Genomic DNA, 19,834 nt, shown 5'->3' on the forward strand with positions numbered 1-19,834 from the left:
CTTTGCTAATCTAAATCAATTGTCCTTTTAATTCGCTAAACTCTTGTTCAGTAATGGCTCCCTTATCTTTTAAGCTTGCCAACCGCTCAAGTTTAACTAAAGTTTCATCGGAAATAACCGCTTCTTTAGATTGCTCAGCTGGTTTAAATTGTCCTTCACCAGTCGCTAACCATTGTAATGATGCACCAGTTTCATCCATACATTTGACAACAAGATCAGAAGGAAAGAGATCTCGTCGATAACGAATTGATAAACTTGCTGCTGATGTCCCTAAATAATTGCTATATTCGGCTTTGGATTTAAACCCATAAGCCTCAATAATTCTATCTAATACTTTAGCACCACCAGAATTAAAATTAATACTCATCTTGAATTAAGCCTAAGTTAATTTAAAAATAAAAATATGATTGACATTAAGCTTTGCTTAATGATAAATTATATTTAGTTTAATTTTACATATAAATACACATAATTACACATAAGCATATTTATGTTAGGAATAATGCACTATGATGACAACAATTTCAATCACTATTTCTGCTCCGTACGTCACTGTTGATGAATTTGCACGAGTTTCAGGCATGAACCCGCGTACTGTTAAAAAATATGTACATGAAGGATTGCTACCAACGCGAAAAAAAAGAATCACAGGCAAACATGACCGCTCAACAACATTAATTAATATGACCGCCCTTACGCTTGAAGGGGCGAAAGCATTTAATCCTGAACTAAATTTGATGGAGCAATAATATGAGTCAGGCCATCTATTTAAGTGAAAAATCGACTACCCAACCGTTAGTCATTTTTATTCAAACCAATAAGCATAATCCAAATGGTTGGATTGAAAAAAGTAATGGTAAAACGATTAAATTAAAGCAAATAAAGCATCTCCAAAACTAATTCAAACCATTTGATAAAGCCTTTGCCTTTTTCGAAAGACATAACTCTTTTTTGATGATTCAAACTACATTTATATAAGGAAGAGCGATGAATAATATTGAACAATCTCGTCAACTTGAACATATAAGACATCTATATCAATTAATTCATGGACATCGCAGTTTAGTACGCAGCAATTTTAATCGGTTAAAGCCTGGACAAAAAAGACTGTTATTAGCAGCCTCAGGTATAACATCATTAAACACAAGATTGTCGTATTCAGAACATAATCTAAACTTTGATCTGCTCAACGATAATGAAGTAGATAATTTAGAGATAGGACTTCGCCGTTTACAAGCCATTGTGGATGTTTTTACCCACTGTGAAGCACAAGATTTTACCAAACAATAATGAATATTAAGATAAGGAAAAAACATATGAACTCAAGCAATATCACTCAATCTAAATTACAGCATATATCGTTAAAAATTAAACAAGAAACCGAACAACGACTTTGTGATCTTTATATAAATCGCTTAATGCAAATAAGTGGTCATATTTTAGATCAGAATTTAACCGCTAGCGAAGTAAATGAATTGCTTTATCAAGAAGCAGAAAAACTTCGCCATCAAAGCTATGAGACTAATGCCTAATGAAAGATATTATAGACCAAGCAAATGATTTGGCTCAACTTGAACTCGATAATCTAATTGCTAATCGCCAAACCTTTACCGGCGAATCAGCAATAGATTGTATTGAATGTGACGAGCCAATCCCTGAAAAACGTAGACAATTGATAAAAGGTTGTCAACTTTGTATTGATTGTCAAAGTCTAAAAGAACTGCGTACCAAACGATAACAGCTACCGAGAATTTATGACCAGTCAATCTTTCTCTTTACCTTTTATTACAGCTAAAAATAAGCATTCTCTATTATTAGCTATGCGTGATTATTATGAAAATACAGGGCAATATTTACCTAATAAAAAATTAGCAAGAACGCCAATAGCCCAGCTTGATTATAGAAAAAAAATGCCACAATCTATCAGCTTTAATGAAATTAAATTGTGGCAAGTTGATCAAGAAGACCACCCATTCCGAGCTCAATTCTTTAGTGATTTACCTGATTTTTTAGCTGGTTATTTTGCTGATAAATATATCAATCTTTTTCAAGCTGAAGGAAGAAAACAAGCCAACCGTTTTTTACGACAAACTTTAGGTGGCAATATTCAGGCAAGATTATCGCAAGTCAAAGCTCGTTACCAAGTAGACAAACCCAGTGCCTTATCAATAAATTTTACTGAGGAATTTGCCCAATTAGCCACATTATGTACAAAAAAGCTAGCAAAATTAAGTGTTGACGTAGCCAATTATCTGAATAAACACATCCAGACCCGTCTTGCAGATCAGACCTTTTGTTTGAAAGCGAATTATATTGAAAGCAATAGTTTGGAGCAAAATCTCTATCGTAGTGTTTTAAAAGAACTAATTGGTATTAACATTATTCCACCCTATTTTAATGATTTTAAAAATCACAAATTAACCAATGATAATTGTATTAAAGCATTAGCTAAAATAACCAATCATGAGTGGTGGCAGCGTAAATTAAAAACTCGCCGAGATTTTGAACATGAACATTTAGCAATTGCCGTAGGTCAAGTGCAAAAAAAGGCATCACCTTATGCTAGTCGTAGCTGTCAAATGAAATGGCAAGAGCAAAAACGTCGCAATCAAAAATATCTGGAAAAGATGGCGATAGAAAATCCAGAAACGGGTGAACAAATATCATTAGATTTACAAGTTTATAAATCAATTGCTAACCCAGCAATAAGGCGTGTGGAGCTTATGACACGCATGCGGGGCTTTGAAGATTTAGCAGATCAACTTGGTTATCAAGGTGCTTTTATAACCTTGACTGCACCAGCTAAATATCACAGTGCGCATGCTAAAGGTGGCTTTGTTGAAAACTGGCAAGGCAACACTCCACGAGAAACACAAGCCTACTTATGCAAAATTTGGTCACGAATTCGGGCTAAATTAAATCGTGAAAATATTCAATTTTTTGGTTTTCGGGTTGCCGAACCTCATCATGACGGTACACCTCACTGGCATATTTTAATCTTTATGCGTCCAAAAGATATTCAAAAAGCTTTTTATAGTATGTGGATATATGCTATGGATGAAGATGGGGATGAAAAAGGTGCTGCCATCAATCGTTTTGAATTTAAAGATATTGATAAACAAAAAGGATCTGCAACTGGCTACATCGCCAAATATATTGCCAAAAATATTGATGGATATGCACTAGAAAACGAAATTGATACTCAAACAGGCGAAAACTTAAAGCTATCATCTAAAGCGATTACCGCTTGGGCCAGCCGCTGGAAGATTCGCCAATTTCAACAATTAGGGGGAGCACCAGTCAGTGTATGGCGAGAACTGCGTCGTTTAAAAAATAAAAAAGTAGACAATAATATTATCGATCCAGTATTAGCATCGGCCGATATTGGTGATTGGGCCGCTTATACTACTCATCAAGGTGGACCATTAGTCAAACGCAAGGATATTAAAGTCCGGCTTGCTTATGAGGATAAAGTTAATCAATATGAAGAAATTATCAAAAAAATTAAAGGGGTCTATGCACCGATTCATGGTTTTTCATCTTTTATTTGCACCCGATTAATTAAATGGAAGCTAGTTCCCAAAAATAACAGTAATGGCGTAAAAACTAATGATACATTTTTATTGCGGGCGGAACGCACGCCTTGGAGTTCTGTCAATAACTGTACTCACACAGTTAATTTTGAACAACAACGACAGGCCATTAAACAACAACTGAAAATTATTGGTTTGCCAGATAATGATTTAAATGTGAATCATCTCTATTTAAGGCGAAGTATCAGGCTAAATGCACATCAGAGTCTAATATTAACTGACTACCTAAAAGGACTTCATTTAATAGTAAACAATCATTATATTGAGCTAAAAAAAAGGCCACCTAAAAACCATATCAATGACATTTTTAACTAAAGCAAAAAATACATTATTAATATTTCTTATTTAGTGAATCGTGTAACATTTAGACAATAAAATAGATAATTATCAATATACTAAATATTATTGACTACTTTGTTCTAAGTTTTTAAAAAATGACTTGATCGAAAAGATAATTATTATATACTGTATGTAGATACAGTATTTAAGGGTAACTAGAAATGAATGAGTTGGAAAAAATAAAAACAATAGAGCGCGTCGAATTACTTTCACGAATCATTACTGAACATATTCATTTACAGGAAAATGATAAAGACATAATAATGTTTTGGTTTCGTGATTTACTTGAGCCATTAAAAAAACAAATGACGACTAAACATCTTGATAACCCAAATAATTAATAATCACTTTAGGATAGTTGAAAATAGTGTAGACCACTTAACAACAATCATCAACTATCCTCCTATACCATACAAACCAATAATAAAAAACTACAATTTGAGAAAGCTTTATTTTGTATACTCAGATACCGCAATTTTATTAAATATTTGCCGATTGTTATTAATAAAATTCATATTAGCAATGACTATTTATATGAATTAAACCTTAATACTTAGATTTTTAATTAACATCGGCAACCGCCAAATACTAATTTATTTTAGTCAAAATAAATGATTTTAATTGTTTAAACAGTTACTACAAAACCCAGTCCGCAAAAACTCTCAATTATTTGATTAATAACAATTTTAAAAAGCTTATTTTTAATTAAATACTCATTATAAATTAGGAGAAAAGAGTGAAAAACTGTATAATTAAACAGTGTAAGAAATTACTTAAATTATCCTTTGATTCTTGATAACTGATATCAGGATTGGAATATACTTATTAAAAAAGGATAGTAAAAAATGATAACAAATTTCGCATTACAACATTAATTGCTTAAATGTATATTTTCGGCTTTTGCTAGAGCATTAGTCATTTTAGCGTTTAGCTGTTTTAATTGGCAATTTGAACTTACCTCCGGCATAACTATGACCAAGGTTATTGGTTCGGAGTCAACTTAATTTAAATTCGAAATAAAAATTAGTTAAATATATCAAAGGAGATGAAGAGTCATGAAATTAACCGAGCACTTCACATTAGAAGAATTTACTCGCTCAACAACAGCAACTCGACTAAAAATAGATAATCGTGTGCCAGATAACTTAATGGCAAATATTTATCTGACAGCTAACAAATTAGAATTAGTTAGAAAAGCTTTAGCTTATCCAATCATTATCTCATCTGGATACCGCAGCCTTGCTTTGAATTACCAAGTGGGTGGGTCGCAAACCAGTGCTCATACCAAAGGTTTAGCCGTTGATTTCAATTGTGCCTATGGCAATCCAAAACAAATTTGCCAACATTTAATCACTTCGGGGGTCGAATTTGACAAAATCATCCAAGAATATAATCAATGGGTTCATATTGAATTTAGTCACGTCAACCAACGCAGGTGTGTTCTTACAGCAGTAAAACAAAACGGCAAAACTATTTATTTACCAGGATTAGTATGAACAAAACCAACGTCACTATTGCTTTTGCCTTTATATTATTGTTTTTTATTATTAGCGATTTACTGCATGCTAAACGATTAGCAAACAATGAAGCCAGCCAATTGGCTCAAAAAGTAGTCCAATTGCAACAAACAATTATAAAAAATAATCAGATTATCTTTGACTATGAAAAAAACAAGCAGTATTTAGAACAACAATCGTTACAAAATCAGGAACAAATAAATGGTCAACTCAAAGAGAATTTTTGTGCTAACCAGCTGGTGCCTATGCCTATTTCTGGTAGCTTGTACAACCGAGCGAAAAATCTTCGTCAATCAACCAATACCCGCGAATTTACTCATTAGTTGTCAACCAAATTTGCCTCCTAATCCAATGACTTTTGGTGATAGCCTTACATACAACGAACATTTATTGCATATTATTGAAAAATGTAATGCTGATAAACAGGCTATTCGTGAGATTAATGAAACTGACAGCAACTAATTTTTTATTAACTGATCAACAATACTTTATCGTATTGTATGTCAATTTATTACAATTTTGATTAATTGCTTAAAAATGATTTAGCAACGACCATATTATTAAATAATCATTTATAACGAGTGACCCTCACACCTCGGCGGAGCAATGGTTTTAATAGAGCAATCCCCCTTGTTTTCCGCCGAGCCCTATTTATTGAAACACCATCAATGTCGCTGTTAAAAAAATCTAAATTAACTATGGAGTAATTGAAGAATGATAGTTTATACCATGCAAAATGAAACTATTGATGCATTAGCTTATCGTGTTTTTGGTAAAACAACGGGGATTGTGGAAATAATTTATCAAAACAACCCTAAGCTATGTGAATTACCAGCGATATTGCCTATGGGTATAGAAGTAAACGTACCGGAATCAGTACCTGAAAAAAACTCTAATTCTATTAATTTATGGGACTAATTTAATGACAGAGCCCACCAGTCTAACTTTTACTGCAATTATCAGTGCTTTTTCATTATCGATGATTTATCCTAACATTGAAAATGGTATTATTTTAGGTGCTCTTTGTGGTTCGATTTTATTAGTAATTAGTGAACAATGCATTTCCCGTTTGCGTCGTATCATCTTATTTTTTATTTCATTTGCTATGGGTTTGCTCTTAGCTGAAATGACACTGTATTTACTCATTCCGTTTTTTCCAATCAATATTCAAACTAAAATACCACCAGGCTTAGGTGCATTAGTTGCATCAGCTATTAGCGTTAAATTATTACTATGGTTAATTAAAAAATTTGATGATCCAACTGACATTATCAATAACTTTAGGGGCAAAAAATCATGATAACGACACTTAATGCTATTTTTTGTTTAATGATTGCTGTGCGATTATTTACTTTTGATCGCAACAATTGTCGCTACAAAGTTAGATACAGTTGGTTAGCTTGGTTGATGATAATATCAAGTGCTACTATCAGCTTATTTTCATTTTTCAATCTACCCCATCGTGCTTACCTAGCCCAAGTAGTGATGAACATAACATTATTACTCTGTTTATTAAAAAGCAAAGGCAATATAAGCACCTTTTGTCGTTCATCAAAATCGGTTAAGAACACCAATTAACAATGATAATAATAATTTAAAATAACCGATTAAGAAAATGAATAGCTATATTAGATATTTGGACTAATGCTATTAAATTGAGAATGGAGAATTGACAATTATTTTATTCCTCCTCATCTATCTTTCACTAAATTAGTGGGTTTTACAGTAACCAAAATTATTTATAAATATTAAAAGGATCTGTATGAAAAAAATTAATCATTTAAAAAAATATCTGTTTGAGAAAAATCTGCTGAACGATAATTCAACAACTAAAAATCAATTTACCATCAAAGATGGTATTGTTGAGCCTTTCTCTGTGGATAATTCAGGATTTAAATACCATTTTACATTAACTATATATTTAACTGGCTATTGCTACCCTTTTGAAGATTTAATCGCCAGTATAGTCAGCTGGATGCAAGCTAATCAGCCAGATGCCTTGATTAGCACACAATCACGTCAACGAGCAATTAAGTTTAATGTTACAAATATCTCTGGCAATCAGTGTGATTTAACAATTGAATTAGCATTGTCAGAACGGATTAAACCAATACAAAAGCAAGATAAATTGGAATTTAACTCATTAACTGATCGAATAATTTTGCAAGAATCATTAGAAAAGTATGGCTATTAATAACTGTTGCAAATAAAATGCTGACATTAGTATAGACATTTCAAATTTGATGACAAATAGATGCTTTTAGGGGCTTTAAAAAAGCCCCTATCTCCGACTTTTTTGATGTTAAAGGCTCTTTTTTAATATTCATTTAACATTGTGTTTTATTATTTTATTTAAAACAAAAAATGATTAGTCAAGAAGTTACTGATTAAATCATTTCAAATAAACCATAAGTCTTAGTTAACTCACTGAAAATTTGTAACCCCTATCACTACAACCAAGCTTGCTTTATTTTTACTTGATAAAATTTCATCATAGTCGTTATGAAAAATTATCATCCCGCCGACTTAGTCGACATTCTACGAAAAATTGAAAACCTGATTCGCCCTGGTGTTATTTATCAAACCAATGGCGATCGGGTTAAAGTCCGTACTGGTGAATTAATTACAACATGGTTACCTTGGTTTAGTCATCGTGCGGGAAAAAGTCGCACATGGTGGCGCCCATCGGTAGGTGAACAAGTATTTATTTTAAGCCCCAATGGTAATCTTTCGTTAGGTTGTGTATTACCTAGCATTTATTGTGATACAAATCCTGCTCCAGCTAAATCTGATGATGGTTATATTGTGACATTCCCTGATGGTGCATCATTTGAATATGAACCTGAAACTAGTCAACTAACTATCAAAGGTATCAAAACCGCTGTGATTGAGGCCAGTGAACAAATAACCGCTAAAGCAGGTAGCAAAATTCAACTTGATACTCCATTAGTGGAGTGCAGTGATCATGTAACATTCAAATCATTTAGTGCTAGTGGTGGTGGAGCTAAAGGAAATACAGGCACATTAACTGGAAACGTCATTCATCAACAAGGTCAATTATCATCAAACGGTATTGTATTAGATTCTCACATCCACATTGGCGTTAAAGCTGGTGGTGATTCAACAGGAAAACCGCAATGAGTTACATAGGTATGAACAGCAAAACAGGGCGAACGATTAACGATATGGATCATATCAACCAATCGATTAAAGACATTCTTACGACACCGATTGGTTCCAGAATTGAGCGTCGTAGTTATGGTTCTTTACTGTTTTTACTTTTAGATAATCCAAATACAGAAGCAACAAAATTACGAGTGATTTCGGCAACGGTATTGGCACTTGCTCAATGGGAACCGAGAATAAAACTTGATGCTGTCGACGTATTTCCTGATAAAGAAAAATTAACCTTACAAATAACTGGTTCCCGAATAGACAAACCAAACCAAACATTTACTAGCGAAATCGAGGTAGCAACATGGCCACATTAACTGATCTTTCAAAATTACCCTCCCCAAATGTGATTGAATCATTAGATTTTGAGGAGATTTTTAATCGTCGCAAAGCTAAATTTCTTTCACTTTATAGCGCTCAAGATCAGGAAGAAGTTGCTAAAACATTACAATTTGAAAGTGAGCCGATTGTAAAGTTATTACAAGAAAGCAGCTATTACGAACTGCTTTTACGGCAACGAATAAACGAAGCATCACAAGCTCTTATGATTGCTCACGCTAAAGATCAGGATTTAGATAATTTAGGAGCAAATTTTAATGTTCATCGTTTAACCATTCAAGCTGAAGATAATAGTGTCGTTCCAGCTATTAAAGAGATCAAAGAAGCTGATAGTGATTTTAGAGTGCGAATTCAATCTGCATTTGAAGGATTATCAGTCGCTGGTCCTCGAGCTGCTTATGAATTTTTTGCTCGAAGTGCTGATGGACGAGTATTAGATGCCGCAGCTGAAAGTCCATCACCAGCTTGTGTTACATTAGCAATATTATCACGCGATAATAATGGTGTTGCCTCAGATGAACTGATTGAAATCGTTAAAAAAGCAGTTAATCAAGACGATCGCCGTCCTATTGCTGATAGGGTAACCGTTAAATCGGTAGAATTAATTAACTATCAAATCAAAGCTAAACTTTACTTATATCCAGGACCAGAATCAGAGCCGATTAAAAAAACGGCCATGAATAATTTACAAGCTTATATTAGCGAAAAACATCGAATTGGACGAAGAATCAGTCGCAGTGCAATTATTTCAGCATTACATGTTGTTGGTGTACAGCGTGTTGAACTTCAAGAGCCTGCACAAGATATTATCATCAGCCGTGAGCAAGCTAGCTATTGTTCAAACTATCAGATTGAGGTAGCAGGTTATGGCGAATAAAACGCTACTCCCCCCTACTGCTACCAAACTTGAAAAAAATCTTTCACAAGCGATTGCTTGTGAGCCACCAATTCCACTACGTTCACTTTGGGATCCACAAACTTGTCCATATGAATTACTGCCTTATTTAGCATGGCAATATAGCGTAGACCGTTGGGATGAAGAATGGTCTGAGCAGATCAAACGAAAAGTCATTGCTGAAGCATTTGAAATTCATAAACTCAAAGGTACTAAAGAAGCAATTCGCCGTGCTGTCGAGCCATTTGGTTTTTTAATCAAAATTAGTGAATGGTGGCAAAACAATCAAACTCCAGGTTCTTTTACACTGGAAATTGGCGTATCAGATACTGGCATAACCGAAGAATATTATAACGAACTTAGTCGTATAATTGATGATGTGAAACCCGTATCTCGTCAATTATCAAATTTGGCGATTCAATTAGTCTCTAAAGGCTCCCTAACCATCGGTGTCAGTGGTTATGATGGTAATACATTAGCTATCTATCCTTATATCGCTGAAAAAGTAATAACGCAATCTGAAAGCCATTTTGGTGCAACTATTCATTTAATCGATACAATGAGCATAATACCATGAATCAAATCTACTATACAATCTTAACTAAACGAGGGGCGGCATTGTTAGCCAATGCTACCGCACTGGGCGTACCACTTAAAATAACTCAAATGGCAGTTGGAGATGGCAACGGTAAAATACCAAAACCGAATGAAAGCCAAACCAAATTAGTGCACGAAGTTAGACGTGCAGCTATCAACACACTATTTGTCGATAAAGAAAACCCCAATCAAATTATTGCAGAGCAAGTTATACCCGAGTCTGATGGCGGCTGGTTTATTCATGAAATTGGTTTGTTTGATGATAAAGGTAATCTAATCGCCGTAGGTAACTGTCCTGCTACCTATAAACCTAAATTAGCTGAAGGCAGTGGCCGAACACAAGTGATTAGAATGGTTATTATTGTAGACAATACCCAATCTATTCAATTAAAAATCGATCCGGCAGTGGTATTAGCTACCCGAGAATACGTTGATGATTTAATTACCGCAAAGATGACGATTCATGAAAAATCAATCAATCACCCAAATGCCACCACTAAATCTAAAGGTTTTGTACAATTAAATTCGGCAATTAATTCTAATATTGAAAACCAAGCCGCAACACCATTAGCTGTTAAAAAAGCCTATGATTTAGCAAACGGGGCGTTAAAAAAATCCGGCGACACAATGAGCGGTCAATTAATTTTGTCAGAACTCGGAATAAAACATAGATATAGTGACAGTGAAAATGTGATGGTATCGAGAACGAGCGGCGATGATTACGCGCATGTATTCTATGATGCAAATAAAAAACAATGGAAGAGCAAATTAGTATATAACTCGACAAAAAACTCGTGGAGTTTTCAATCTATTGATGATGTCGTAATTAATGGTAAGTCAGTGCTAAAAACTGGAGATTACGGAATCGGCTCATTAACTGGCGCTCCAACTAGTAATCCAAATGATCGGTTACCAAGCGGTTGGTATGCAACTCAAACGTCTGATTTTCCAGATTTGTCCAGAAATGATTCAGCCACATTAGCTGTTTACGGTAGTTCACATAAAAACTTTTACGTTGAACAATTATTCGTTGTTGCATCAAAAACACCTAAAATATTTAACCGCTGCGCAACAATAGATGGTAAACAACAATGGTATGAAACTATCACAACATCCAACATTAACAACTATATCCCCGTTGGAATTCCTCAACCGTGGCCTAGTAACAATCTACCTTCTGGCTGGCTGGAGTGCAATGGTTCGGCTTTCGATAAAAATCAATTTCCAAAACTAGCAGTTGCATATCCTAATGGCTTCCTACCAGATTTACGCGGTTTATTTATTCGCGGTAAAGATAACGGACGTGGATTAGATCCCGATAGAGATATTTTAAGTTATCAGGACGATGCAATTCGGAACATTTGGGGTTCAGTGTATGGTTCGAATAATCCCGATCATGGTTTTCTAGGTGATTTAGTTAATGCTAATGGGACATTTAGATTAAATGGAGTAGGTAAAAAGAAAGGATTACCAAATGAGGGCGTCACTGCTTGGGGTTGTGAAGAGCTGATATTTGATCCGTCGATATCCTCCCCTGTAGCTCATGAAAACCGACCGCGTAATATCGCATTTACATATATAGTAAAAGCTGAATAATTAGGAGAAAAATAATGAAATATCAATTAAAACCAGAATCAGCAGTATTGGACAATAATGGTTTAACTCAATCAGCAGGCTGGGCAATTATTTATAATGTTGACGCTAAAGGTGAATTTTTACAAGCAACCTATCAATATTTACCAATTGGTGTTGGCTTACCGGCTAATGCTTATTTAGAATCGCCAAAAAGTGTTAAAGACAATCAAGCAATCATTCACGATGGACAACAATGGACCTATCCTACAGATTTACGTGGCACTAAGATTTATTCAATTGAAACAGGTGCAGAAACCACCCTTCAAGAGTTAGGTGAAATTCCTGATGGTTATACTGATTTAAAACCAGCAAGTGAATTTGATAGCTGGGATGGGGAAAAATGGCAATTTGATAAAAATAAACAGCATCAATGTGAAGTCAATCAAGCTTCAACCAAGAAAAATCAACTTCTCGCTGAAGCAACTACGCAAATCAGTTATTTACAAGATGCCGTTGATTCACAAATTGCCAGTGAACAAGAAGCGCAATTACTCGTTGAATGGAAAAAATATCGAGTGTTAGTAAATCGCATTGATATCGAACAAGCACCTAATATCGAATGGCCAAAACAACCTAAATAACTTTGATAGATAAACAAAAAACCTTAGTAATTTTGAAGTGACCCCATAAAGTTGGACACTTCAATTTTGACTAAGGTTTTTTATTCACATCTTATATTTCTAGCGATTGGTTGTTTTAGCTGTTTGTAATGATTTTTTTTACAAATCCTTCCATTAACTAATTTTTTTAGACTGTGTCACTATCTTTAGCAAGCCATTTTATAAAATGCAAATCCAATGCACTTTATAAAGTATTCATAAACTAGATATTTAAAACAAACACAATCAGCTCATTCGATCGTCTTATTAGCGATTCGAATTTTTATTTATAGGATAAAAATATGGGTCAAAAATTTTATACGTTACTTACTCAACAAGGGGCAGCATTACTAGCAAATGCTACTGCTTTAGGTATTCCACTCAAATTAAGTAAGATGGCTGTTGGTGATGCAAATGGTAATCCGACAACACCAGATGCTAGTCAAACCAAATTAGTTCACGAAGTGTATCAAGCACCACTTAATTCATTAAACACTGATGAAAAAAATCCTAATCAAATTATCGCTGAATTAGTTATTCCTGAAAATCAAGGCGGTTGGTTTATTAATGAAATCGGCTTATATGATAAAGATGATAATTTAGTTGCTGTCGGTAATTGCCCTGCCACCTATAAACCAAAATTATCTGAAGGCAGTGGTCGCACACAAGTCATACGAATGATTATTGTGGTTGATAATGTTAATGCTGTTGCTCTTAAAATTGATCCATCGGTGGTATTAGCCACCCGTCAATATGTGGACGATTTAATTACCAGCAAAATAGTAAATCATGAAAAAACAACTAATCACCCAAATGCGACTACTACATCAAAAGGTTTTGTGCAATTAAATTCAGCTACTGATTCAACAATTGAAAATCAAGCTGCAACTCCCAAAGCAGTTCGAGATACTTATGAATATGCACGATTTTCCGACATAAAAGCTCAGTCTGCATATGATCATGCAAGCGCAGCCCATAAACGAATTGATCCAATTGCAGATAAATTTCATTGCGACCTATATGAATCTCGCATCTATTCAGAAGATAAACGATTTTGCTTACTTATACGTAATGATGGTTTAGCTGCTGGATATAATGTCAATGAAAATAAAGTAATGTGGTACTTTCAAAAAGATGGGGCTTTAAATGCAAAAATATCAGTGAGTAATATTTTTGATTTAGAAAACTTTATTGGTGATAAAACAATCCCTGTTGGAATCCCTCAACCATGGCCTAGTAACAACCTACCTTCTGGCTGGCTAGAGTGCAATGGTTCGGCTTTCGATAAAAATCAATTTCCAAAACTGGCTGCCGCATACTCTCAAGGTTTTTTGCCTGACTTACGAGGTGAATTTATTAGAGGATGGGATAACTTTAGAGGTGTCGATCCAGAACGTGAATTGCTGAGTTGGGAAACCGATGCCATCAGGAATATATATGGAGAGTTTAAAACAGCTGCTAATCCTGAATATGCTAGTGGGGTTTTTAATACAATTCCAGCAAATACTCGTCATATAAGAAGTAGTTTAGATCCTAACAATGCAACAATTGTTTTTAATGCTTCAAGTGTTGTACCTGTTGCACATGAAAACCGACCACGCAATATCGCATTTATGTATATAGTTAAAGCAGAATAAATAGGAGAAAAATAATGAAATATCAATTAAAACCAGAATCAGCAGTATTAGATAATAATGGTTTAACTCAATCAGCAGGCTGGGCAATTATTTATAATGTTGACGCTAAAGGTGAATTTTTACAAGCAACCTATCAATATTTACCAATTGGTGTTGGCTTACCGGCTAATGCTTATTTAGAATCGCCAAAAAGTGTTAAAGACAATCAAGCAATCATTCACGATGGTCAGCAATGGACCTATCCTACAGATTTACGTGGCACTAAGATTTATTCAATTGAAACAGGTGCAGAAACCACCCTTCAAGAGTTAGGTGAAATTCCTGATGGTTATACTGATTTAAAACCAGCAAGTGAATTTGATAGCTGGGATGGGGAAAAATGGCAATTTGATAAAAATAAACAGCTTCAATATGAAATCAATCAAGCTTCAACCAAGAAAAATCAACTTCTCGCTGAAGCAACTACGCAAATCAGTTATTTACAAGATGCTGTTGATTCACAAATTGCCAGTGAACAAGAAGCGCAATTACTCGTTGAATGGAAAAAATATCGAGTGTTAGTAAATCGCATTGATATCAAACAAGCACCTAATATCGAATGGCCAGAAAATCCAAATAACTAATTTTGATATCAATCACTGTCATTTACTAATACGATTTAGCATAGTAAATGGCAGTTTTTATGTCTGATATATACATCTTATAAAGTAAATATTTTCACTATAAATTGTAGTAATTTCCACTACAAATCCAATCACTAACTCCTTTGTATTAAATATGTAAATATTGATAAGTACATTAACTTTATGATATGTAAACCACAACGGAGAACTTATGGCTAACGACTATCATCACGGCGTCCGAGTCATCGAAATCAATGAAGGTTCACGCTCTATCAGAACAGTATCAACTGCTGTTATTGGTATTGTTTGTACTGGCGATGATGCCGATGCGACGCATTTTCCACTTAACACTCCTGTCTTAATTACAAATGTCAATACCGCAATCGGTAAAGCTGGCTCGACGGGAACACTTAAATCAACACTAGAAGCAATTGCAGATCAATGTTCGCCTGTTATTGTTGCAGTTCGTGTTGAAAAAGGTGCAACTATTGAAGAAACTGAAGCAAATATCATTGGTACCACGACTGAAGATGGCAAATATACCGGTATGAAAGCACTGCTTTCAGCACAAACTCAGTTAAAAGTAAAACCACGTATATTAGGTGTGCCTGGTTATGACTCATTACCTGTTGCTACCGCACTAATCTCATTAGCACAAAAATTACGTGCCTTTTGTTATGTTTCAGCTTATGGTGCTAAAACTAAAGAGCAAGCCGTACTTTATCGCGATAAATTAGGTGCTCGTGAAGCTATGGTAATTTGGCCAGATTTTGTCGGCTTTGACACCACACAAAAACAAAATGTCACTTTAGCTGCAACGGCTAGAGCTTTAGGACTACGTGCCCAAATTGACCAAAAAGTTGGTTGGCATAAAACATTATCAAATGTTCCTGTCAATGGTGTCACAGGTATTTCTAACGATGTCTTTTGGGATTTGCAAGAAGAAAGCTCTGACTCAAATTACTTAAACGAACACGATGTAACTACCCTAATTTGCAATCAAGGCTATCGCTTCTGGGGATCTCGTACTTGTTCTGCTGATACATTATTTGCGTTTGAAAACTACACTCGTACAGCACAAGTATTAGCTGACACTATTGCTGAAGCACAATTCCAATTAGTTGACGCACCAATGCATGCCTCTTTAATTAAAGACTTAGTTGAATCAATTAATAATAAATTCCGTGAACTAAAATCTAACGGCTACATTATTGATGGTAAAGCATGGTTTGATCCTGAAGCTAATACAGCAGACATTCTAAAAGCTGGCAAATTATATATTGATTATGATTATACACCAGTCCCACCACTTGAAAATCTTATGTTACGCCAACGCATTACCGATAAATATTTGGTTGAGCTGGCTAATTCTGTCGCCACTAACTAAGGAGAACAATTAAATGGCTCTACCTAAAAAACTCAAATACTTCAATGTCTATGTCAACGGGACATCTTTTGCTGGTGAAGTCGAATCATTCACACCACCCAAATTAACCAGAAAATTTGAAAACTATCGTGGTGCAGGTATGCCTGGTAGCGTGCCAATCGACATGGGATATGAAGATGACGCATTAAATGTTGAATGGACAATCGGTGGGTTAGCTCACGAAGTGCTTAAACAGCATGGAGGCTTACTCAATGGTGTTACATTACGTTTTGCTGGTGCTTACCAAAAAGATGATAGTGAAGATTTTGTTAAAGTCGAAATCATCGTTAATGGGCGCCACAAAGAACAAGATCGTGGTGAACTAAAACAAGGTGAAAGCAACTCGACTAAAATCACTACACAATGTACATACTATAAAGAGATCATCAACAACGAAGAAATTACTGAAATCGACCTTATCAACATGATCGACAAAGTAAACGGTGAAGATCGTCTATCCAAAGCACGCAGTGCCATTGGACTATAACCATTAATTTAAAACTAATCATTTAAATTAAAAAGCCCGCGAGGGCTTCTTACGAGAGAAAACAAATGACTAACAGCAAAAAAATTACGTTAAAAACTGGACTAAAATCAGGTAAAACAACTATAAATGAAATTACTGTCCGCAAACCTTTAACCGGTGATTTACGTGGCGTTAAATTAATCGAATTTATTGATTTAGATATCGACTCTTTAGCAAAAGTACTACCACGCATTACCACTCCATCAATTGCTGAACATGAAGTATTTAATTTAGATTTAATTGACTTATCAGAGATCACTAAAGAGGTAATTAATTTTTTGTCCCAGAACTCGAACGATGCCAACAAGGAATCCCCAACCGAGTAGAGGAGGCAATGGCAGATATTGCGCTAATCTTTCACTGGCAACCATCTGCCATGGATGAATTAAACTTATCTGAACTTATGGAATGGCGAGAGCATGCCCGCGTCAGAAACGGTACCAATAATTCTGAATAATCATTAAGAAAATTATCAAAAATAAAAGGTACCGTTTGACAGCATTGATTTTTTGAATAATTTAAAAAAACGAATCAATACACAATTAATGCACTCAACATAAACATCATTAATCAAAATCAGAGAAACAGAGTTAATTAATTATGTCCAAAAAATCCAAGAAAAAACCAAATCAAAAAAATAAAATATCTGGAGCTAACAATACGAATAAGCCTAGATCAAATACAAAGTCTTCTGAAACTAGTCAGTCAAAAAAAGTTAATACACAGGCTAATACGGAAACTACTGACAAAAATTCAGATGACAAAGAAAAAAAAAGCTCGCCAAGTAAAAAGCTAAAAGAAATTGGCACAAATCTTGGCAAACCAATATTGTATCAAGTTGAGTCCTTTATTGAACTTGATCAAGCCATGAATAAAATTGCAAGGCAATTTAAAGGGCTTTATGACCTAGAAGGCAAACCGACTGAATTATTTGGCAGTATGAAAGAGCAAATTCAATCACTAAGTCAACAAATACCGACAGCTAGAGGAGCATTAGATATTGCTGAACAAGTAGAATCTAATGCCAAATTAGGTATAACCAAACAAAGCGATCCAATAAGTGAACAACAAAAAAAACTGCTAAACTTTACCAAAATCACGGCAATGTCAGCCAACGCGTTTGGTTTACCAGCTAAAGAATTAGCAACAGATATGAGTGAAATTGCCAAACTATTTAATATTCCGATAGAAAATATTGAAAACTTAGCCGACACAATTAATTATCTAAGTGACAACACCGATGTTAATGCAGCTAATATCATTAGTTCGTTAAAAGGTATGGATGATATTGCTGATAAACTCGATTTCAAACAAGTTATGGCATTAAATTCAACGTTCTTAAACCTGAATATAAAACCAGATGGTGCGATTGCTGCCACCAATGCTATCGTCAATAGTTTATCAAAAGCCACAACGCAATCAGAGCAATTCCAACAAACATTACAGTCAATTGGATTCGATGCCAGTAAAATAGAACAAGACATGTCAATTGATGCCATTGACACAATACAAAAAGTACTGACAACTATTAAACAACAGAATACTACCCAACAAACAGAAATTCTTAGTAAGTTATTTGGTAGTGAACAAGCCCAAAATACGGGCAAACTTACCAATAATTTGCCTTTACTTACTCAACAACAATCAGTAATTAATGATCCAAATGCAATGGGTTCTTTACAAATAAAAGCAGATATTGACAGTAAAAGTTTTGCGTCACAATTTCAATTATTAAAAGCCACATTTAATAACCTCTTAAGTTCGATGGGCGGTTCCATGCAAGGAGTAATAGTTGGAGCAATGCCATGGTTAACAGATCTCATGGCAAATACTCAGCAATGGGTAAATAACCACCCTACTTTTGTCGCGACCTTTATGGAAATAATTTCAATCACCTCTATGGCAAGTACAGCATTAGGCGCATTAGGAGAAATTCCGATTAAAACTTTAACGAGTGCATTTAAAGGTTTAGGCACTGTTATCTCGACAGTTGGTCGAGCATTTTTACTCAATCCTATTGGGATTGTCGTTATGGCAATTGCCGCTGCTGCTCTTGTAATAAGAAAATATTGGGAACCAATTAGTGCCTTTTTCAGTGGTTTTTGGGAAGGATTGACTAATGAAATAAAGCCAATCATTGATACTTTTTCATTCTTAGGTCCGGTATTTAGCGCTATAGGTGATGCAATAGGCGGAGTGATTAATTGGTTTAGTCAATTATTAACGCCAATCAAATTAACTAATGAAGAGTTTGAAAGTTGTAAATCGGCAGGAGTATCTTTTGGTTCAATTGTTGGTAGCATCATTATGGCACCAATCAAACTATTTGAAACACTCTTTGAAGTAGTGAGTAATGTTTGGGATCTTATTATGTCATTACCTGACAAAATAAAAGAACTACCTGACAAAATAGGACAAATTTTTACTGGTGAAAATGGATTATTCAATAAGTTTTTAAAAATTGGCGGCGATATTATAGACGGCCTAACAAATGGTATCAAAAATGCATGGAACGGGTTAAAAGATAGCATATCAGATGTCGCTAGTAATATATGTAGTTGGTTCAAATCAAAACTAGGAATTAATTCACCATCAAAAGTCTTTAAAGAGTTTGGTATTAACACTATTGAAGGCTATCAACTTGGGATCGATGGAACACAAGACGTTGCGCTAGACTCAATGAGTAAGTTTGCTAACAAAGTCACAACAAATGCGCCACACATGCCATTAAATACCATGAATAATAGAACAGATCCTATTGCCAATTCGGGGATTAGTAATATTCAAGGAGGAACATCACAATACTATATCACCATCAATGCAGCTCCTGGCATGAATGAACAAGAGTTAGTTAGAGCTATCACTCAAGAACTGGATCGTCGAGAGCAACAACAACTATTTCAAATTAAAAGCAGCTTAAGGGATATCTACTAA

General features: G+C 34.7%; 28 protein-coding genes. 27 read left to right on the forward strand and 1 reads right to left on the reverse strand.

The window, feature by feature from the left end; genetic code table 11:
* Positions 1 to 10 precede the first annotated feature (10 nt).
* Positions 11 to 367 carry a helix-turn-helix domain-containing protein gene (locus AC5LW9_RS08355; RefSeq protein WP_198228939.1) on the reverse strand — a complete coding sequence of 119 codons (357 nt, stop codon included), beginning with the start codon at positions 365 to 367 and terminating at the stop codon, positions 11 to 13.
* 142 nt (positions 368 to 509) lie between these two features.
* On the opposite strand from AC5LW9_RS08355, the gene AC5LW9_RS08360 reads away from it, so the two are divergent.
* The 27 genes from AC5LW9_RS08360 (at position 510) to AC5LW9_RS08490 (ending at position 19,834) form a co-directional block, all read left to right on the forward strand.
* Positions 510 to 749 (forward strand): MerR family transcriptional regulator, encoded by a 240-nt coding sequence (locus AC5LW9_RS08360; RefSeq protein ID WP_025315541.1) that lies wholly within the window; start codon positions 510 to 512, stop codon positions 747 to 749.
* A 1-nt stretch (position 750) separates the two neighbouring features.
* Complete coding sequence (locus AC5LW9_RS08365) at positions 751 to 900, forward strand: hypothetical protein (protein WP_198228940.1); 150 nt, start codon at positions 751 to 753, stop codon at positions 898 to 900.
* An 87-nt stretch (positions 901 to 987) separates the two neighbouring features.
* Positions 988 to 1,290, forward strand: a complete 303-nt coding sequence (locus tag AC5LW9_RS08370) for a hypothetical protein (RefSeq protein ID WP_198228941.1) — start codon at positions 988 to 990, stop codon at positions 1,288 to 1,290.
* 26 nt (positions 1,291 to 1,316) lie between these two features.
* The gene (locus AC5LW9_RS08375; RefSeq protein WP_198228942.1) at positions 1,317 to 1,532 is read left to right on the forward strand and encodes a DUF2732 family protein; all 216 of its coding nucleotides are present in this window, start codon (positions 1,317 to 1,319) and stop codon (positions 1,530 to 1,532) included.
* Complete coding sequence (locus tag AC5LW9_RS08380) at positions 1,532 to 1,738, forward strand: TraR/DksA family transcriptional regulator (RefSeq protein WP_198228943.1); 207 nt, start codon at positions 1,532 to 1,534, stop codon at positions 1,736 to 1,738. Before AC5LW9_RS08375 ends, AC5LW9_RS08380 begins: the two co-directional genes overlap by 1 nt.
* Positions 1,739 to 1,754: 16 nt before the next feature.
* Positions 1,755 to 3,908, forward strand: coding sequence for a replication endonuclease (locus AC5LW9_RS08385; protein WP_493455647.1), 2,154 nt, complete (start codon positions 1,755 to 1,757; stop codon positions 3,906 to 3,908).
* 185 nt (positions 3,909 to 4,093) lie between these two features.
* Entirely contained in the window at positions 4,094 to 4,273 is a 180-nt protein-coding gene (locus AC5LW9_RS08390) for a hypothetical protein (protein WP_198228945.1), read from the forward strand.
* Between the two features lie 714 nt (positions 4,274 to 4,987).
* Positions 4,988 to 5,428 (forward strand): D-Ala-D-Ala carboxypeptidase family metallohydrolase, encoded by a 441-nt coding sequence (locus AC5LW9_RS08395; RefSeq protein ID WP_198228946.1) that lies wholly within the window; start codon positions 4,988 to 4,990, stop codon positions 5,426 to 5,428.
* Positions 5,425 to 5,772, forward strand: coding sequence for a hypothetical protein (locus tag AC5LW9_RS08400; protein ID WP_198228947.1), 348 nt, complete (start codon positions 5,425 to 5,427; stop codon positions 5,770 to 5,772). Before AC5LW9_RS08395 ends, AC5LW9_RS08400 begins: the two co-directional genes overlap by 4 nt.
* Complete coding sequence (gene lysC / locus AC5LW9_RS08405; protein WP_493456606.1) at positions 5,675 to 5,911, forward strand: Rz1-like lysis system protein LysC; 237 nt, start codon at positions 5,675 to 5,677, stop codon at positions 5,909 to 5,911. The genes AC5LW9_RS08400 and lysC overlap by 98 nt, the downstream gene beginning before the upstream one ends.
* A 252-nt stretch (positions 5,912 to 6,163) precedes the next feature.
* Complete coding sequence (locus tag AC5LW9_RS08410; RefSeq protein ID WP_198228948.1) at positions 6,164 to 6,367, forward strand: tail protein X; 204 nt, start codon at positions 6,164 to 6,166, stop codon at positions 6,365 to 6,367.
* A gap of 4 nt (positions 6,368 to 6,371) precedes the next feature.
* Positions 6,372 to 6,749 carry a putative holin gene (locus AC5LW9_RS08415; protein ID WP_198228949.1) on the forward strand — a complete coding sequence of 126 codons (378 nt, stop codon included), beginning with the start codon at positions 6,372 to 6,374 and terminating at the stop codon, positions 6,747 to 6,749.
* Positions 6,746 to 7,027, forward strand: coding sequence for a phage holin family protein (locus AC5LW9_RS08420; RefSeq protein WP_198228950.1), 282 nt, complete (start codon positions 6,746 to 6,748; stop codon positions 7,025 to 7,027). Before AC5LW9_RS08415 ends, AC5LW9_RS08420 begins: the two co-directional genes overlap by 4 nt.
* Before the next feature lie 184 nt (positions 7,028 to 7,211).
* A complete protein-coding gene (locus AC5LW9_RS08425; RefSeq protein WP_198228951.1) occupies positions 7,212 to 7,643 on the forward strand; it encodes a phage tail protein in 432 nt (143 codons plus the stop codon).
* Between the two features lie 308 nt (positions 7,644 to 7,951).
* On the forward strand, positions 7,952 to 8,590 hold the full coding sequence (locus tag AC5LW9_RS08430) for a phage baseplate assembly protein V (protein WP_198229057.1): 639 nt from the start codon (positions 7,952 to 7,954) through the stop codon (positions 8,588 to 8,590).
* Positions 8,587 to 8,940, forward strand: a complete 354-nt coding sequence (locus AC5LW9_RS08435; protein ID WP_086359666.1) for a GPW/gp25 family protein — start codon at positions 8,587 to 8,589, stop codon at positions 8,938 to 8,940. The genes AC5LW9_RS08430 and AC5LW9_RS08435 overlap by 4 nt, the downstream gene beginning before the upstream one ends.
* Positions 8,928 to 9,839 carry a baseplate J/gp47 family protein gene (locus AC5LW9_RS08440; protein ID WP_198229058.1) on the forward strand — a complete coding sequence of 304 codons (912 nt, stop codon included), beginning with the start codon at positions 8,928 to 8,930 and terminating at the stop codon, positions 9,837 to 9,839. Before AC5LW9_RS08435 ends, AC5LW9_RS08440 begins: the two co-directional genes overlap by 13 nt.
* Positions 9,829 to 10,434, forward strand: a complete 606-nt coding sequence (locus AC5LW9_RS08445) for a phage tail protein I (protein WP_144092996.1) — start codon at positions 9,829 to 9,831, stop codon at positions 10,432 to 10,434. The genes AC5LW9_RS08440 and AC5LW9_RS08445 overlap by 11 nt, the downstream gene beginning before the upstream one ends.
* Positions 10,431 to 12,050: a phage tail-collar fiber domain-containing protein gene (locus tag AC5LW9_RS08450; RefSeq protein ID WP_493455648.1), complete on the forward strand. Its 1,620-nt coding sequence runs from the start codon at positions 10,431 to 10,433 to the stop codon at positions 12,048 to 12,050. The genes AC5LW9_RS08445 and AC5LW9_RS08450 overlap by 4 nt, the downstream gene beginning before the upstream one ends.
* Before the next feature lie 14 nt (positions 12,051 to 12,064).
* Positions 12,065 to 12,670 carry a tail fiber assembly protein gene (locus AC5LW9_RS08455; protein ID WP_198229061.1) on the forward strand — a complete coding sequence of 202 codons (606 nt, stop codon included), beginning with the start codon at positions 12,065 to 12,067 and terminating at the stop codon, positions 12,668 to 12,670.
* A gap of 320 nt (positions 12,671 to 12,990) precedes the next feature.
* On the forward strand, positions 12,991 to 14,325 hold the full coding sequence (locus AC5LW9_RS08460) for a phage tail protein (RefSeq protein WP_198229062.1): 1,335 nt from the start codon (positions 12,991 to 12,993) through the stop codon (positions 14,323 to 14,325).
* Positions 14,326 to 14,339: 14 nt separating this feature from the next.
* Entirely contained in the window at positions 14,340 to 14,948 is a 609-nt protein-coding gene (locus AC5LW9_RS08465; RefSeq protein ID WP_198236001.1) for a tail fiber assembly protein, read from the forward strand.
* Positions 14,949 to 15,159: 211 nt separating this feature from the next.
* Positions 15,160 to 16,335 carry a phage tail sheath protein gene (locus AC5LW9_RS08470; RefSeq protein WP_198229064.1) on the forward strand — a complete coding sequence of 392 codons (1,176 nt, stop codon included), beginning with the start codon at positions 15,160 to 15,162 and terminating at the stop codon, positions 16,333 to 16,335.
* 13 nt (positions 16,336 to 16,348) lie between these two features.
* Entirely contained in the window at positions 16,349 to 16,861 is a 513-nt protein-coding gene (locus AC5LW9_RS08475) for a phage major tail tube protein (RefSeq protein WP_086326490.1), read from the forward strand.
* A 65-nt stretch (positions 16,862 to 16,926) separates the two neighbouring features.
* Positions 16,927 to 17,226 (forward strand): phage tail assembly protein, encoded by a 300-nt coding sequence (locus tag AC5LW9_RS08480; protein WP_144093005.1) that lies wholly within the window; start codon positions 16,927 to 16,929, stop codon positions 17,224 to 17,226.
* Between the two features lie 8 nt (positions 17,227 to 17,234).
* Positions 17,235 to 17,357 (forward strand): GpE family phage tail protein, encoded by a 123-nt coding sequence (locus tag AC5LW9_RS08485; RefSeq protein ID WP_086326492.1) that lies wholly within the window; start codon positions 17,235 to 17,237, stop codon positions 17,355 to 17,357.
* 143 nt (positions 17,358 to 17,500) lie between these two features.
* Positions 17,501 to 19,834: a phage tail tape measure protein gene (locus AC5LW9_RS08490; protein ID WP_493455649.1), complete on the forward strand. Its 2,334-nt coding sequence runs from the start codon at positions 17,501 to 17,503 to the stop codon at positions 19,832 to 19,834.

The sequence above is a fragment of the Gilliamella sp. LMG 34360 genome (assembly GCF_984568995.1).